At 57.2% G+C, this 16,112-nt stretch carries 11 protein-coding genes and 1 pseudogene; 6 read left to right on the forward strand and 6 right to left on the reverse strand.

Translation table 11 applies throughout. The annotated features are described in order from the left end of the window. The first annotated feature begins 59 nt into the window (after positions 1 to 59). The 4 genes and pseudogenes from P3T40_RS15980 (at position 60) to P3T40_RS15995 (ending at position 5,151) form a co-directional block, all read left to right on the forward strand. A complete protein-coding gene (locus P3T40_RS15980) occupies positions 60 to 1,097 on the forward strand; it encodes a glycosyltransferase family 2 protein (RefSeq protein ID WP_429268677.1) in 1,038 nt (345 codons plus the stop codon). Positions 1,098 to 1,163: 66 nt separating this feature from the next. Continuing rightward, a complete protein-coding gene (locus P3T40_RS15985; protein WP_429268678.1) occupies positions 1,164 to 2,306 on the forward strand; it encodes a glycosyltransferase family 4 protein in 1,143 nt (380 codons plus the stop codon). Continuing rightward, positions 2,288 to 3,535, forward strand: a pseudogene (locus tag P3T40_RS15990) (glycosyltransferase family 4 protein); the annotation flags it as partial. The gene P3T40_RS15985 and the pseudogene P3T40_RS15990, both read left to right, overlap by 19 nt. Positions 3,536 to 3,870: 335 nt before the next feature. After that, positions 3,871 to 5,151 (forward strand): flippase, encoded by a 1,281-nt coding sequence (locus P3T40_RS15995; RefSeq protein WP_429268679.1) that lies wholly within the window; start codon positions 3,871 to 3,873, stop codon positions 5,149 to 5,151. A 48-nt stretch (positions 5,152 to 5,199) separates the two neighbouring features. On the opposite strand, the gene P3T40_RS16000 is transcribed toward P3T40_RS15995, so the two are convergent. The 3 genes from P3T40_RS16000 to P3T40_RS16010 all read right to left on the reverse strand — a co-directional run bounded on the left by P3T40_RS16000 (position 5,200) and on the right by P3T40_RS16010 (position 7,925). After that, a complete protein-coding gene (locus P3T40_RS16000) occupies positions 5,200 to 5,937 on the reverse strand; it encodes a Crp/Fnr family transcriptional regulator (protein ID WP_429268680.1) in 738 nt (245 codons plus the stop codon). A gap of 496 nt (positions 5,938 to 6,433) precedes the next feature. Next, complete coding sequence (locus P3T40_RS16005) at positions 6,434 to 6,667, reverse strand: acyl carrier protein (RefSeq protein ID WP_429268681.1); 234 nt, start codon at positions 6,665 to 6,667, stop codon at positions 6,434 to 6,436. Positions 6,668 to 6,986: 319 nt separating this feature from the next. Continuing rightward, complete coding sequence (locus tag P3T40_RS16010) at positions 6,987 to 7,925, reverse strand: amino acid--[acyl-carrier-protein] ligase (RefSeq protein WP_429268736.1); 939 nt, start codon at positions 7,923 to 7,925, stop codon at positions 6,987 to 6,989. Between the two features lie 595 nt (positions 7,926 to 8,520). On the opposite strand from P3T40_RS16010, the gene P3T40_RS16015 reads away from it, so the two are divergent. Continuing rightward, complete coding sequence (locus tag P3T40_RS16015; protein WP_429268682.1) at positions 8,521 to 10,335, forward strand: alpha/beta fold hydrolase; 1,815 nt, start codon at positions 8,521 to 8,523, stop codon at positions 10,333 to 10,335. A gap of 200 nt (positions 10,336 to 10,535) precedes the next feature. Further along, positions 10,536 to 11,021 carry a GNAT family N-acetyltransferase gene (locus P3T40_RS16020; protein WP_429268683.1) on the forward strand — a complete coding sequence of 162 codons (486 nt, stop codon included), beginning with the start codon at positions 10,536 to 10,538 and terminating at the stop codon, positions 11,019 to 11,021. Between the two features lie 260 nt (positions 11,022 to 11,281). On the opposite strand, the gene P3T40_RS16025 is transcribed toward P3T40_RS16020, so the two are convergent. The 3 genes from P3T40_RS16025 to P3T40_RS16035 form a co-directional block, all read right to left on the reverse strand. Continuing rightward, complete coding sequence (locus P3T40_RS16025) at positions 11,282 to 12,403, reverse strand: hypothetical protein (protein WP_429268684.1); 1,122 nt, start codon at positions 12,401 to 12,403, stop codon at positions 11,282 to 11,284. A 1,042-nt stretch (positions 12,404 to 13,445) separates the two neighbouring features. Further along, positions 13,446 to 14,831 carry an undecaprenyl-phosphate glucose phosphotransferase gene (locus P3T40_RS16030; protein WP_429268685.1) on the reverse strand — a complete coding sequence of 462 codons (1,386 nt, stop codon included), beginning with the start codon at positions 14,829 to 14,831 and terminating at the stop codon, positions 13,446 to 13,448. A gap of 27 nt (positions 14,832 to 14,858) precedes the next feature. Further along, positions 14,859 to 15,593 (reverse strand): Crp/Fnr family transcriptional regulator, encoded by a 735-nt coding sequence (locus P3T40_RS16035; protein ID WP_429268686.1) that lies wholly within the window; start codon positions 15,591 to 15,593, stop codon positions 14,859 to 14,861. Positions 15,594 to 16,112: the final 519 nt, after the last annotated feature.

Raw genomic sequence — 16,112 nt, forward strand, 5'->3', positions numbered from 1 at the left:
CGCGAAATGGGACAGATCCGAAATCTGACTGTCTTCGCGCGCGATAGCAGGAGATGAACGTGTCTGCCATGACGGTGGTGATCTGTAACTACAACCATGGACGGTTTTTGTCCGTCGCAATCGACTCGGCATTGGCCCAGAGGTTCCAGCCGTGCCGGGTGCTGGTAGTCGACGACGGCTCGACTGATGATTCGCGACAGATTATCCAGGCATACGGTGCCCGCATCGGGGCGATCCTGAAGCAGAACGGAGGGCAGGTAAGCGCGTATGGCGTTGCACTCGAGCAGGTCGATAGTCCCTATGTGATGTTCCTCGATGCGGACGATTTTCTGTACCCCGATGCAATGGATAAGGTCATGTCCGAATTTCGCAATGAATCGTGTGTGAAGGTGCAATTCAAACTCGATGTCGTATCGGGAGATGGCGTACCAACCGGCGTATCCATACCGCAGACAGTGGTGGCGGGTGACTGTGGGGCCCAGGTACGAGCCGGGTGGCTCTATCCATCGCCGCCAGGTTCGGGAAACGCCTACCGGGTTTCAGCGTTGCGCCGCATTTTCCCTGTGCCGATACGTAGCACCAATCGACACGGGGCAGACTTTTATGCGATTTACGGCGTCGCGTTGACTGGAAAGATCATCGCCTTGGGAGAGTCGCTCGGTGCGTACCGGGTTCACTCACAAGAGCCGATCGTCGCCAGCGGGCGTGATCAGCTCGACGCTGAGCTGAGCTTCGGGAATTCGGAAAGCACGCTCGTGGCGGTGGAGAAAACAGAAGAGCGCTGGGCGATTCTTCGGGAACTGGTGCAAGCCAATCTTGGCATCGCACTGCCTGTGGGATGCAACGATTTCGCGCTTGAAAAGGCGCGGTTTGGGCACTCTGTCTATCGGGCGCCTTTTGCTCGCAGGTGGGGGTGGTTCACGCGCGATTCAGGGCGGTATTTCCACGTTGTTTTTGCCAATCCATTTTGGAGTCCTTCTAAAAAAATGATCGTTGGGTTTCTGACTGCGCTTTGCGTCGTTCCGCTTTCTTCGATAAGCGACCTGGCAGTGCGTTACATCGTCAATCCGGCGGCGAGGGGCGCGCGGAAAAGTTAAAAGCTGTCTGGGAACTCGTGAAACGTAGCCTCTCTTAACGAAAGTCGTTTTGCAGGTGGGGAATCGATGAAACACTTAATGACCGCGCCCGCGGAGATTGCCTTAACGCAACGGCAGTCTTCGAGAATTTCAATTAACGGCAGGTTCCTGGCGCGCCGCCCCACGGGCGTGGATCGCTTCGCTTATGAACTGGTGCGCAGTATCGATCAGTTGCTCGAGTCGGATGACGCTGCCGCAGCGGGCTTGCAGGTGGAGCTGCTCGTGCCGGGGGGCGTGAAACTCGAACGCGACGCTTTCTCTCGCATAACGGTGCGGAGTCTACCGGGCGGAGGGCAGTTGTGGGAACAGTTCGTGCTGCCATTTGCTGCGCGTGGGACCTTGCTGCTCAACCTTTGCAACACGGGTCCGCTCTTCGTTCGCGAGCAGGTGACGGTGTTGCATGATGCGGCTCCAGTCCGGGTTCCAGAGGCCTACAAACGCGCCTTCAGGGCGTGGTACTCGATCATGGCTCCGTGTATCGGGCGCGTTGCGCGGCGGGTGCTGACAGTGTCGGAATTCTCGCGCCGGGAGATTGAACAGGCGTACCGGATTCCTCCATCGAAGATCGGCGTCATTCCGGAAAGTGGCGAACACATGCTGCGGGACGAACTGATCAGCGATGTCCACCGCCGGCATCAAATCGGCGCCAAACCGTACGTACTCGCGGTGGGCAGCGCGAGTCGACACAAGAACTTTGCCCTTCTTCTGGAAGCGATCGAGTTGATCGGATCCGCAGATTTCGAATTCGTCATCGTCGGCGGAAGTATGTCGGTCTTTCAGACGGTTGGGTTGAAGTTGCCGAACGGCGTGAAGCATTTGGGGTATGTCTCGGATACGGATCTGAAAAGTCTGTTCAGGCAAGCGGCTTGCTTCGTTTGCCCGTCGCTTTACGAGGGGTACGGCCTGCCGCCTGTCGAGGCTATGACACTGGGCTGCCCGGTGATTGCCTCGAACCTTCCGTCGATCCGGGAGGCATGCGGGGACGCAGCACGCTATGTCTCCCCGAAAAGCGCGTCTGAACTCGCCGCCACCATCACTGAGGTCATGGGAAGTGACGAACTTCGCAATCGCATGTGTCTGCTCGGTCTTGAACAGGCTGGCCGCTCATCCTGGCGTAACAGCGCCATCACGTTACTCCACGAGATTTCGCCATGGCTAGCACGCGCATAACATCCGTTCCAGTGACCAGTCCGGCCGCCGTTGGACGGTTCGGTCGCGTAGCAGTGGTTCATGACTGGTTGACCACTTATGCAGGCGCAGAGCGTGTGCTTGCGCAGATCCTTCGGATATGGCCGGAGGCGGATCTGTTCAGTATCGTTGACTTTCTTCCGGAAGAGGATCGCCCAGCGTTGCTGGGCAAGCATGCCACGACATCATTCATTCAGCGAATGCCGCGAGCGAAGACCGCGTATCGGTCGTATCTACCGCTTATGCCTATTGCCGTCGAACAGTTCGACCTGTCAGGCTATGACCTTGTGATCTCGTCGAGTCATGCGGTGGCAAAGGGCGTCATCACGGGTCCGGATCAGTATCATGTGAGCTATCTGCACTCGCCGATTCGCTACGCGTGGGATCTGCAGCATCAGTATCTGAAGGAAGCGGGTCTGCAGTCCGGCGCGAAGAGCTGGGCTGCGCGGGCGCTACTGCACTACGTACGTATGTGGGATCAGCGCACATCGAATGGTGTGGACCTGTTCGTTGCCAATTCGGCTTACATAGCGCGTCGAATCCGGAAGGTATATGGGTATCCCTCAAAGGTGGTATTCCCGCCGGTGGACGTGACCCACTTCACGATAGGAACACAACGTGACGATTTCTACCTTGCAGCGTCGCGCCTTGTGCCCTATAAAAAGATGGCCTTGATCGTCGAGGCGTTCGCCTCGATGCCGGACCGCAGGCTCGTCGTAATCGGCGACGGCCCCGATTTCGCGAAGGTGAAATCGAAGCTTACGCCGAACGTCGCCCTTTTGGGCTATCAGCCAATTGAGGTGCTGACTGACCATATGCAAAGAGCGAAAGCACTCGTCTTCGCCGCAGAAGAGGACTTCGGAATTACGCCGGTTGAGGCACAGGCCTGCGGAACGCCCGTTATCGCGTTCGGCAAGGGCGGCGCTCTCGAGACGGTGATCGACTCCCCGGATCCGGCGAAACGGACGGGAATCTTCTTTAAGCGGCAGACTGTAGCGGATATCGTCGACGCAGTGCACCGCTTTGAGGCAAGCGAGCCGTTTGATCCTGAGGTCTGCCGCGCGAACGCCCTGCAATATTCACCTGAGCGTTTCAGGCGGGAGTTCCTCGAACTCGTGGAGCGAGTATGCGGACTCTCATCCGCAAACGACAACGTGGTTGTGCGCATGCAGCCACGAGCATTTGCTGCTCCTTCAGACGCTTCGGGAATTTGATCACAGGATGAGCCGTGCGCGTATGAACTCGAGATCGGGCAGACCAAAGACCCACTGCCCAGCCTCTTGCCTTGACGCTCCCATCGCGGTCAGCAGGCACACGTCACGTCGCTTTTTCTCCACGGAAGCACTCTCTATACTTCGGAGAGTGTGGTATCCGCTATTTTAGAAGTACGCGTTAGCCTGTTCGACGCAGTACATTCCGACACAATGGCCCGCAATAGACAGACATCCAATGGTGACTTGCACCCGCGCCCCGGTTATGCGACGCGGGTCCGGGTGCCGTACGATCGCGCGATCAAGCGTCGGCGTGAGCTGGCGGGCAGAGCACTATGACGACGAAAATCCACAAGACGTTTTTCTATCTGCTGCTGATTCAGGGGGGGAGCTACATCGTTCCCTTATTGTTCCTGCCGTATCTGGCGCGCGTGCTTGGCGTCACGGAGTTTGGCGTGCTGGTATTTTGCCAGGCCGTGACGCAATATTTTCTTCTTCTGAGCGACTACGGCTACAACGTTACCGCGACGCGCCTCATATCCATACATCGCGACGACCCGCAGGCCCTTCGGGGAGTCTATTCGAGCACGACAGGTGCGCGCCTCGCGCTGGTGTTCATTTCGCTCGTGACGGCAGTCATCATCGTGACATCGATACCCGCACTCGCGAAAAACTGGACGATCATGGCGGCTGCGTTTATAGGGGTGGTGGGCAACGCAATGACACCGGTGTGGCTGTTTCAGGGACTTGAGCGAATGCGATCGATGGTTATGCCCGTGCTCATCTCACGGCTTGTGAGTTTAGCGTTCGTGGTAATTACCGTCAGGGGAGAAGGCGATGCGGCGCTCGCAGCGCTCGGAATCAGCGTCGGTCAAATATCGCTTGCCCTCATCATGGGCTGGATTGTTCACCGCGACAGGCTCGTACATCTGATCGCGGTCCCGCTCAGTGCGGTTGTGCGGACACTTACAGATGGTTTCCCGGTTTTTCTTTCGCTGGCTCTCCTCGGCTGCTATTCAACGTTGAACACGGTCGTATTGAATCATATACATGGGCCGAACGTCGTGGCGCAATTTGCTATCGCCGACAAAATCAGAACGGCCGCCTCTGCTGTGTTCGTATTGATGGGACAGGCGTTCTATCCGCGCATCAGCCAGGCGTATGTAAAGGACCGGGTAGCCGCCAGGCATCTGATGCGCACGGCGACCTTGGCGGTGGTTGGCATCGCTCTGGCGATCTGCCTTGCGATACAGGTGTTGGCGGGCTGGGGAATTGACGTGTGGCTCGGCACGAAGTTTCATGACGCGATTTATCTGCTGAGGCTCGCTGCGGTGTTGTTGCCTATCACGGCGATCGGATTTGCATTCAGCGATCTGGGCCTGCTCGTACAAGGGCGAACACGGGCGATCAAAAACATATACCTTGCTTCCACATTGCTTCACATCTTGTATCTGGTGCCATTGACAGCCCACTTCGGAGCGGAAGGCACTATCATTGCACTGATTTTGACGGAGTCGTGCAATACGCTTGCATTCGTGGTGGCTTTTTATCGGTCGATCAAACCGCCTTCCGAGGCTAAACCCCGTATCATGCCGGTTTCTGTCCCGGACGAGTGACGCAGCGGTAGCCGGTGCGTCGCAGTGCGAACGAAGCAGCTCTTCTCATTAATTCTCCACCGCCTGCGACTGTCGAAGGCTCGGCAGCAAGCGGTCGAACTCGCGCTTGACGGCCCCATAGCACTCACATGCACGCGACTCCAGACCTCTGCGGTCGAGCACCTTGATATGGCCACGGCTATGGCGGATCACACCTTCGTCATGCAATTTTCCGGCGGCCTCCGTGACGCCTTCGCGGCGCACACCCAGCATGTCCGCGATCATCTGCTGCGTGACGACGAGTTCGTCCGACCCGACCCGATCCATTTCGATCAGCAACCAGCGGCACAGCTGCCGCGGTAACGAATGGTAGCGGTTGCAGGCGGCCGTCTGCGCTATCTGGGTGAGCAGTGCATGCGCATACAGCAACGTCAGCTGTCGGAGGAAGCTGGACTGGGCAATCTGCTGTCGGAGGCATTGGGCGCTGATCCGATAGGCGAAGCCGGGCGACTGCACCTGTACCCGGTTGGGCATCGTTTCCCCACCCGTGACGATCGGTACTCCGGTCATTCCTTCGTAGCCGATCGCCGCTACTTCGACTGATCCTCCATCCTCCATCGTCAAGAGCACTGAGACGATGGCAGTGGTGGGGAAGTAGACGTGATGTATGGGCTGACCCGAGTCACAGAGCAACTGGTCGGCGCGCAGACCAACGAGTTCCAGATGCGGCGCGAGCCTTTGCCACTCCCGTGCAGGAAGCGCGCCCAGAAGATCGTTTCCCCGTAGGTCGGACTGTGTTGTGAACATGTTTAGTTTTCCGATCTAAAACTACGACGTCCGTTTTATGATCCGGGCGCCTGCTCCAGGGCACTGATGTCGGCATTGTCACCGGCGGGAGTGCCTGTCTGCGCGTCACCTGCGCGTCGGGTTCGGTACGACGAGGCGGCTTGCGCTGCTTCGGTATAAGCGAGGAGTATGCCAGGGCGCGCATAACGGGGCCTGGCGCGGCAATGCAGATTGATGAGCGAGGTGTATTCGTGGGAACTCGCGCTTTTGTTTCAGATCTGCACGATGCCTGATACCGGTGACATGGTGCGCAAGCGTTTCAATTGAGCTCGCAATCTATTGTCTTTATTGATTCGTTGCGCGAGCCGCGCTTGCAACACAGGGTCGGGAGCATGGGCGAACAGTGTCATGCGCGCTTTGACGGACCGCCGGAAGTGATTCAGTTCTGCCACAAGTCAGACGCCCGGCCTGGTGGTCGAACCTCGCTGTTCAAGCGACGGAGGAACGGCTCAGGCCTTTATAGCGCTTCACCGACCGCCTCAGCGAGCGAGTCGATTGAGGAGAAGAGGTGTCGCGTCAGTTTTTGATCAGGAATTTGAATACCAAACTCGTCTTCAATGGCGATCATCAGACGTAAAGTCGTGAGGGACTGTAGACCGGCGGCGTATAGATCGTCGCTGTCGGACAACTGATCAATCGGGACATCGAGGCATGCGGATTCGGACAGAATGCGGCGCAAGATGAATTTCACGGTTTAGGGTCCTCTGGTGCTTAACTATGAAGAAGCCGGCTAGTTGAGGTTGGCATACTCCTGTGCCGCCATGCAGGCGAGAAAGAGGGCTGCAGTTGCAGATATTGAATCGGATTCTGGGACGTCTTGTCCGTTCTCTTTCGCACGCAAGGGAAGGTAAGGGGTAGTGTATACGGTAGCCGGACAGACGCGTCACGTGAAAGGAACAGGGGCGGGAGCCCCACGGGTGAATCACTCACGCGATTCACCCTGCACGCATATGATCTGGATGGGCTGGCACCGGTTTCATTATGGGCCGCTCGTTGTTATCGGAGAACGTTTATGGCCATAGCGTCGTACGCACTTCCGTTGGCCACGCATCGATGTCGAATCCGTGATGCTTGAAGAGCGACAGAGCAATGCGTTCGAGTCCGAACCCGCAGCACGCCGTATGGGCAACGTCACCGGATTCTGTTCGGATGGTCCATATCTTGCCGAACTTGTCCACGTGATAGTTGAAGCTGCCGCACGCGGTCGGTCTATCGGGATTAATTACGGACACCAGGGCCTCGAATTTCAATTGAAGCGCACGCTGGCTGTCGGCCGCGATGGTTCCCCCTCGACCGAAAAACGGATCGTTTGCGAGTGCGATTGTCATCGGTAACTGCAACGCCTCGAACATCCATCGCGCATGCAGGATCCACTCTTCGCGAAATGCCTGAGCCTGCTCCGGGGTACCCATCCTCACGAACTCGCGCTGTCTGAAGAGCTGCATCCGCTCGGGCTGGATTGATGGCTCCTGTCGGAACACGTACGAGAGGATATCGATCAGGTACCCGCGTTCCGGTACTTTTCCGCGCTTGGCCATCACGGAGTAAACCGGATAGCACGCAACCGGCGTCATCATGATCCGCGTAGGTTTCTGATCCTCCGTCCAGTCCGTGCCATTGTCGAGACATTTGAGCAGACGGCGGTGGTCGATGTCTTCGCCGCAAAAGCTGAAGACCGTACCCGCGAGCTGCGGGAAATTTTGCAGGTAGCCGCTCTGTTCAAGCAACGTGCGGCTCATCGCAGGCGGAAAGCGCATCACTTCTGCACCGTGCTCGATGCCCCATGCACCTATCAAATCGCTGATGGCATCCACCAGCCGTTCGAATTTCGCACCGCGTCCATATAAACCGTCGACGTCGCTCGGAATCAGCAAACCCTGCTCAAACAGCTGCTCTAAAAATGTCTGGACGTTCGCGGAGTCATTCGCGCTCGCGTGCTCGACGCCCATGACGTTCGCGGTCGGCTCGAGATTCGCACTCTCGGTCACTACATTCATCTCCAGCTCCTTTAATAATCTCGATGGCGTAAATGCATGATTACTTGCGGCTCGCAGGAAATCAGACACTTTGCGTTCGATATCTCAGTTGCATAATCACCCCCTTCGGTTTACCGACGACATCGCGTATGAGCTTGCGCGATAAAACGCGTCTGTTCTGTGTGACGTAGCACACTCACGCCGCGGAAGTGATATGCGTTCAAGGAGGTCGTCCGCACGTAGATGCTGGTCGCGCTGTGCAACGGGAAATTTCATGGGAAGCATTTAAAAATGCACTTCGTCGCTCGTCTTTCTTTTTCCCGACAATGCTGGCCATCCGGAGTGGACAGGAGCCTCGGACGACGATGCATGCATGAAGTATTTCTCGCCAATAGAGTACTGCGGGAGGCACTATGTATGCGTTCGCACAGATGCGGCATTGCCGGGCTAGTTAGAGTAGGTCGACACTAACCGTGTTTCCTCACAAAAGGGCGGTGCGGGCGAATCTCGCAGGGCGATATCGCACCGCGTCAACCGCGAAACGCGTTGAGAGTGAAGGGGAGATTTTATGGAACCGGTTGTTTTCAACGAATGTTTCGGATGGCTGCATGAGGCGCGGGGCCGCCACGGTGTTGTCCTATGCAATCCGTTCGGATACGACGCCTACTGTACGCACCGCGGCTGGCGCAAGCTGGCGGAAAGCGTCGCAGCTGCCGGAATGCCGACACTGCGTTTTGATTATCCCGGCACCGGCGATTCGGCGGGTCTGGAGGAAGATCCGAAGAGATTCGATGCGTGGCTCGGAAGTATTGCTGCGGGCGTTGAGTGGCTGCGCGAATACACGGGGGTCGAGCAGGTTTCGCTAGTCGGATTGCGTCTTGGAGCCACGCTTGCGGCGCTTGCTGCTGCGCGCATTGGCAATATTGACGGTCTTGTGTTGCTTGCGCCTGTAATTACCGGTCGGAGTTACCTGCGAGAGTTGCGTGCCTGCCGGCGGAAATGGTGTGGCACGCTGTTGGGCATGCATTCGGAGTCAGTCAGCGACACCGAATCGTGTCTGGAAGTGTACGGCTTTGGGCTGCATGGGGACGACCTCGCACAGTTGGACGCTGTTGATCTGCGGAGCGACAACCTTTCACCCGCGCGACGCGTACTTTTGCTCGATTCCAGCGATCGCACCCGCTCAGGCGCGCTTGCGGAACTCTACGCTTCACACGGCGTGTCCGTCATTAAGGGGCAGTTCGACGAATTCGATCGCTTTGTGAATGAGCCGCACATGAGTTGCATTCCGACAGATGCGTTCGCTCGCGTGGCGGAATGGCTCCAGGACAGCGCCGCTTTGCCAGGCAAGTTTTCCGATCCGATGAAGCGCCGGGGGCGTGATGTCACATTGCATCTGCCTCGCTCGCAGGCTACCGAGCGCGCGGTTGTGTTTGAGCGGTATTTCGGCGTCTATTGCGATCCCGACCAACCGCTTCGAGGCGCACCGGCGGTGTTGATCCTCAATACGGGAGGTGGTCATCATATCGGCGACGGACGCTTCTCCGTTCTGCTCGCACGAAGACTCGCGGTGCTTGGCATCGCGTCACTGCGGATGGATCTGGGAGGGCTAGGCGATGCGATGACGCCGGCCGATGTTATCACTGAGGAAACGATGTATTCGAAGCAGGCGTGCAACGACGGGGAAGCAGGGGCTGACTGGCTTGCATCGCAGGGGCACCAACGTGTCGCCGCGCTCGGCGTATGCAGCGGGGCCTATGTTTCACTGCGTATCAGTGCGAGTCATCCTGCGGTCGTTGGCGCTTACGCTGTCAATCTGCCCAGATTCATCGTGTATCCCACATCCCACGGACATGTAACGCCGGATTTGGGACTCTGGAAAGAATATCGACGCTCGCTGCTCAGCGCCCAGAAGTGGCTGAAGGTTTTTCGCCGGCAAGCTTATCCTCTGTACATCGCCAAAAGGCTCTCTCGGCGGCTGGCTCGTCATACCTGGCTCAACGCAATTCGGTATGCTGAACAATTGACTGGCATGGCTTTTGCGGACAGCGAGCTGCGTATGCTGTTGCGCGAGCTTCGCATGAAACACGCACATGTGCGAATGGTTTATAGCGAGTTTGATATCGGGCTCGCTGAGGCGAAAGCGCGGTTCGGGGCGGATTTTTCAGCGTTGCGCCGTTATCCGTCCATCCGCATCTCGATTTTGCCCAAGCTCGATCATGCGCTGTTTGCGCGTCAATCCCGGCAGGTCTGTATGACCGATGTAGAGCGTTGGCTGTTGAGCGATCTTTTGAACCATGGGACGTCCACTTCCAAGGTCGAACAGGAGGACGATTCGGAAAGCGATTCGGAAAGCGTCAGGGCGTTGCAGACGCGAACGTAGTCAAGGCGTTGGGACGAACGGCGCGCCAGGCCTTCGCGTCGGGTCACTTCCAACCGGGTGTTGTGCGGTGCACTAGGTGCGATGCCGAACTGAAGCGGCATGCCTGAGCATTTAATCTTGCCCTGTATACAGAAATCGAAGTCGAAATGTAAACCGTAGGGGGCGAAGTGACGAACTGGAAAGCGCTGGGATTCGAGCAAATGAGCGCTCGGGAAATTTATCTGATCCTGCGTGCGCGGAGCGCGGTGTTTGTGGTCGAGCGCTCGTGTGTCTATCTCGACGCAGACGGTCATGACGAAACCGCGCTACATGTCTTCGCTGTTGAGGACATGTCGCTACCAATGCCGGTCATGGCGTACGCGCGCATCCAATTGGGCGACTCGGAAGATCCGGAGGTACTGATCGACCGCGTGCTGACGAGCCCCGAGCGGCGCGGCGATGGCACCGCAGAGATGTTAATGGAACGTGTTCTGCAGGCTATTGCTGAGCGCTGGCCGGCATGCGCCGTTCGCGTGACAGCACCCGTTGGCTTGCGAGCCTTCTATGAGCGGTTTGGCTTCCGCAAATCCGAGGGACCATTTCTGGATCATGGTACAGCCTTCATCGTTGTGACGAGGCGTCCTCGGGAGAGTGTGCGGCACGAACGCACCGGTCTCGCCCTGGTGAATACCTACGAGCTGCTGTAGCAATCCAGACACGCATGCGTGTCGTGCATGGCATTCGCGACGGCATGCAGCTTAATGGGGACGACCAGTCGCAAAACGAAGGCCACGCATGTTGCACATGCCCCGCGCACCACTGACGAAAGCCCGTCGAAACGGGCTTCGTCGTGCAACGGTTCATGCCGCGAGATGCGAGATAGCTATGACTGCCATTACTATCTCGCACCCGCATTTCCTACGCCAGTGCCATCAGGGAAGATTCATGATTCCCTGAAACTGGGCTGTCATGGCGAAGGATTCGATGCAATGGCGGTAGCCATCGCAGCCTCGCGGCCGGCGTTGACTACGCCAGGCGAGTTATACAGGCCCATGTAGAAGCCACCGTTGTTGTCGAAGTTGTAAAGCTCGTACCAGTCAATGCCGACGACGTTGTAGGTCTTGGCGCTGCTAGCGAATTCGGCGAGGGCCGAGGAAACGTATGAGTCGTATACCGAACCCGAAACACTGGTTTGCACGCCGACTTCGCTCAGCAGGATCGGAAGCTTGAACGTGGACTGGAGGACCGAAAGGGTATTTACGCCCCCTGCGTTCTCGATGTCGCCCATGTCGTAGTACCAGTGATAGTTCGTGATATCCCACGTCGCCGTAGCATTCCCAGTCGAACCATTCGGCGCTTCGCCTGTCCACAGGCCTTCGAGCAATCCGTAGTGCAGCCAACCGACACTTGGGCTAGCGATGAGGGTTTGCTTGGTCGTATCTACAGAACGGAACCCTGCATAGAAACCACGCACTGCGCCGCGGAACGCGGGCCACTGGGCATTGGACGCCGACCAGTTGGTGACAGACTGACCATTGCCGCTCGGTGGGCTGTTGAAGAACTGGTTCTCCGGTTCGTTCATCAACTCGATGACGGCAACCTTGCCGGCGAGCTGTCCGGCCACCGTCTGGCCGTAAGCGTAAAACTGGTTGTACGCCGAGGTCTCAGTGGCATTTGCAGCCGGATAGACGTTGAAAATCGGCTGGATTTTGATCGGCGCGAACGAGCTCACCAGACTGGCCATTTTCGCCGTGTCGGAGGTGCTGTAGCAGTCCTGACGGATCGACTGGACGCCCATTGCCTTCATGTCGGCAACCTGTTGCGCGATGTTCGTCGAGTAGATGCCCCCTTGCGTGTAGTGCCCATTGACACCGTAGAACGGGACGGTAGAGGTCGTTGGTGTAGAGGGCGACGAGCCGCTCGACGCTGAACCGCTCGACGATGAACCGCTCGACGAACCGGAGGATGACGGACCTGTCGGTTGTTGCCCGTGGCCAGGATGTTGACGGTCCGCGACAGCGTCCGCCGGGTTCGATGACGATCCGCCGCCGCATGCAGTCAGGATAACGCTTGCTGATACAAGCAGCATTGTGAACGCCGTAAGTCGAATTTTCAAAACTTAGCTCCAGCTAGATGAAGGTGATTGAGGCACAGCGACGCACCAATATGTAGTAGTGCTTACTGTTTGTAAGCAGGCGTCGCCACGACAAGTACGCTAGAAAAATTTTGCGGATCGCGAGTAACCGGAACAGACTTGGCTTAGCGAAAACCACGAATCAAATGGACGAATTGATCCCTGCCCCCGAATTTCTTAAGGAGACACGACGCTTTGTCACACCTGAAAAGCTGGCAGATACGCCAGTTGAGGCAACCGCACTGAACACGTTGCACCGCCAGAGGCGTGCGTCAACATCCAAGTAGCGTGCTGATATATGGTCCGATACGCATGCGCGAGGAATCACTGACTATTCAGAGTGTTCTCGCGATCACGGCATGTCCCCAAGACGCCGCCGGAATATTCCGTGACGCCTTGATTCAGCAACTGGGTCCACTTGCGCATCCGATAGGCGACAGGTTCAGCTAAACAACCACTGCCCGCAGGCTAAGCCCGCCTCTGTCAACGGAGTGCAACGTAATTCAAGGTAAGAACTATAGCACACAAAAAGAAATACTATATGAAGATCGCGTAAAAACCCTATGCTCCTAGTCCTTACGCTTGCTCTTGCGAACCAGCGTCACGCGCAACAGAGAGCCCTGTGCCTGACGCGGGGGGAACTCTACCGGCTTTGGGGTCGCGGATTAACCCTACTGGAAGCAACAGTCTGTTGCAGCAGCGTCCCTCGTGAGTTCTTTTTTGCGTGCTCGAGCGGCAACCGAAGACCGGCGCGCACGCCGGCAAACCAGATGGAATTTTCTGGCACGCGCCCACCTGGCTTGGACAACCGGCGGTTTACGTTTACTAAAGAGGGCAGCGCGAAACGATACATCCGACGTCGTGAGTTGGAAGTTCGCTGTATTAGCGGATATTGAGGGTCCGGTCCACTAAAGGCTTTTAGAGGAAGTTCTCGAATTTGAGAAGTGGTTGTGCAATCGGTGCAGACGACGCTTGCACGATCGACTCCCGATTTCAATCAATATGCGTTGGGCCCGAGAATGCCCTTGAAGATCGTGATGAACACGATTCTGATGTCGAACCAGAACGACCAGTTATGAATATAGAAGAGGTCGAATTTCACGCGCGCTTCCATCTTCTCGACTTTCGTGGTGGCGCCGCGATAACCATTCACTTGCGCCCAGCCTGTGATCCCCGGCTTGATCCGATATCGATACATATAGCCGTACACGAGGTCCTTGTAGAAGTCGTCGTGCTCGAGCGCGTGCGGGCGAGGCCCCACGACTGACATGTGTCCGAGAAGCACATTGAAGAACTGTGGCAGTTCGTCGAGGCTCGTGCGGCGCATGAACGCGCCCAGTTTCGTCACGCGTGAATCTCCGCGCTTCGCCTGTGTCAGGTGTCCGGCTGCTTCGCGATGCAGTTTCATCGAGCGAAACTTGTAGATACGGAACGTGCGGCCGTCGATACCCTTGCGTTCCTGCGTGAAAAATACCGGTCCCGGCGAAGTCAGCTTGATTGCGATGCCGAGCACGGCGAACAGCGGCGCGAGCAGTGTGAGTGCGGTCATTGCGAACAGCCGGTCGAAGATCAGCTTCGGCCACATTTGTAACGGAGAGGTCGGCGTTGCTGTCAGATTGAGCGTCGGCAGGCCGAGCACGTCGGTAAATGAACTATTGAATAGCGCGAGGCTGCGTACATCGGGGATGAGGCGTAGGTTAACGAAGTCGTGCCGGAAGGCGCGTGTGAATTGATAAATCGTGTGTTCTTCCGACAGTGACAACGCAAGCCATACTTCGTTGATGTGCTCAGTTCGAACCTTGGCGGCGAACGTGTCGATATCGGTTAGCACCGGTAGAGAGCCCAGCCGCGGGCTGAACGGGCTGGTTGTTTCAGCCGTGGTGTCGAATACGCAAACTGGTTTGTAGCCCGCGTGCGATGCGTGTTCCATATGGGCGAGGAGTGTGCGCGAGAAGCCAGGCGCACCGACGATCGCGACGGTCTTGTGATTCAGGCCGCGTCGCCGTGCCGTACGCACAAGCAGATGTATGGCGAGCTTGGATGTGACGATTAACATCCCGGAGATCAGCGTCGAATAGCCGAACCATAACCGCGATACCGCATCCATCCTGTGCAGGGTGAAGACCAGCACGGGCCCGGTTGCCGCGACGACGATCCATGCTGTCGCGACCCGTGCAAGCATCATCGGCAGCGACTTGCCGCGCCAGGTGTCATACACGCCAAATGCGGGAAAGAGCAGCAGCATAAGCACGCAATTGAAGGCGATAAGGATTCGCTCGGTGCCCCCAAGCTCGAAGGGCGCCGAGAAACGAATCTCATGAGCGATCAGTGCGCCCGCGATCACGCATATTGCATCTATGCAACGCGCAGTATTTCTGAACATGTTGTCTATTCCGCGTTTTCGATCTTCTTAATCTACCGTTTCGGACTGCAGAAAAAGTGGCAGAAGCCGATCGAACTCACGTTTGACGAGGCCGTAGCACTCGCAAGCGCGCGCTTCGAGACCCTTGCGGTCGAGCACCTTGATGTGGCCGCGACTATGATGAATCAGGCCTTCGCTATGCAGTTTGCCCGCCGCTTCGGTAATGCCCTCGCGGCGTACACCAAGCATGTCGGCGATCAATTGCTGCGTAACAGTCAGTTCGTCGGACGCGACGCGGTCGACTGCGATGAGCAGCCAGCGGCACAATTGCTTGCTGAGGGCGTGGTGCCGGTTACACGCGGCGGTCTGCGCGACCTGGGTGAGCAGTGCGTGCATGTAAAGGAGCATCAGGCGACGCAGTAAGTCGGAGCGCACGAGTTGCTGTTTCAGTTGCTGCGCGCTCATCCGGTACGCGAAACCCGCGCTTTGTACCTGTACGCGATTGGGCATCGTTTCACCGCCGGTCAGGATCGGCACTCCCGTCATGCCCTCGCGCCCGATTGCAGCGATCTCGACCGAACTGCCGTCTTCCATCGTCGAGAGCATGGAGATGATCGCGGAAGTTGGAAAGTAGACGTGGTGGATGCGCTGCCCCGAGTCGCACAGTAATTGTTCGTTGCGCAGATGAACGAGTTCGAGGTGGGGAGCCAGAGCCTGCCATTCATGCGAGGGCAGAGCGCCCAGCAAATGATTTCCGTGCAAATCTGATTGAATGGTCAACATGATTGGTCCTCGTAGAGGTCGCGTGACGCGACCTTCTGTTTTAGATTGGGTCACTGCATATCTTGTCGCAGCTATTGCTGAGCAGTTGCTGCTTCGTATGACCTCGCTGGCCGCAGGCTTTTGATAGTTCGCGGTCGTTTCGCTGCACTGCCAGTTAAGCGACAAATGTGCCAGACGCGCTCAAGCGAACACTGATGCGGCTCAGTGAAGATACGTTGGCTCGATGCGCTGCAAAACGAGGGTTTTTGTTTCAAATCTGTACATCGGGATCCGCGTAGTACGCACGTGGTCCAAATTTTTTTTCTGATGTAAGCCTATGATTTGATTGACTTGACGCTGCGGGGCGGGATATCGCTGATCTACCTGTGCACGCCCGAAACACTTGCTGGGCTGGCGTTTAGAAGGAAGGGGGCAGATCGACCGCAGTGATTCAGAAGTGGTCATCGGATTGCCCATGTGAATCCGCGCCTCGGCTCGTTGGCACGATGAGACTGCGAGCGCCGGGGCTCGACCCACAAG

This window comes from Paraburkholderia sp. EB58 (assembly GCF_050436665.1).
In the GTDB taxonomy this organism is placed as follows: domain Bacteria; phylum Pseudomonadota; class Gammaproteobacteria; order Burkholderiales; family Burkholderiaceae; genus Paraburkholderia.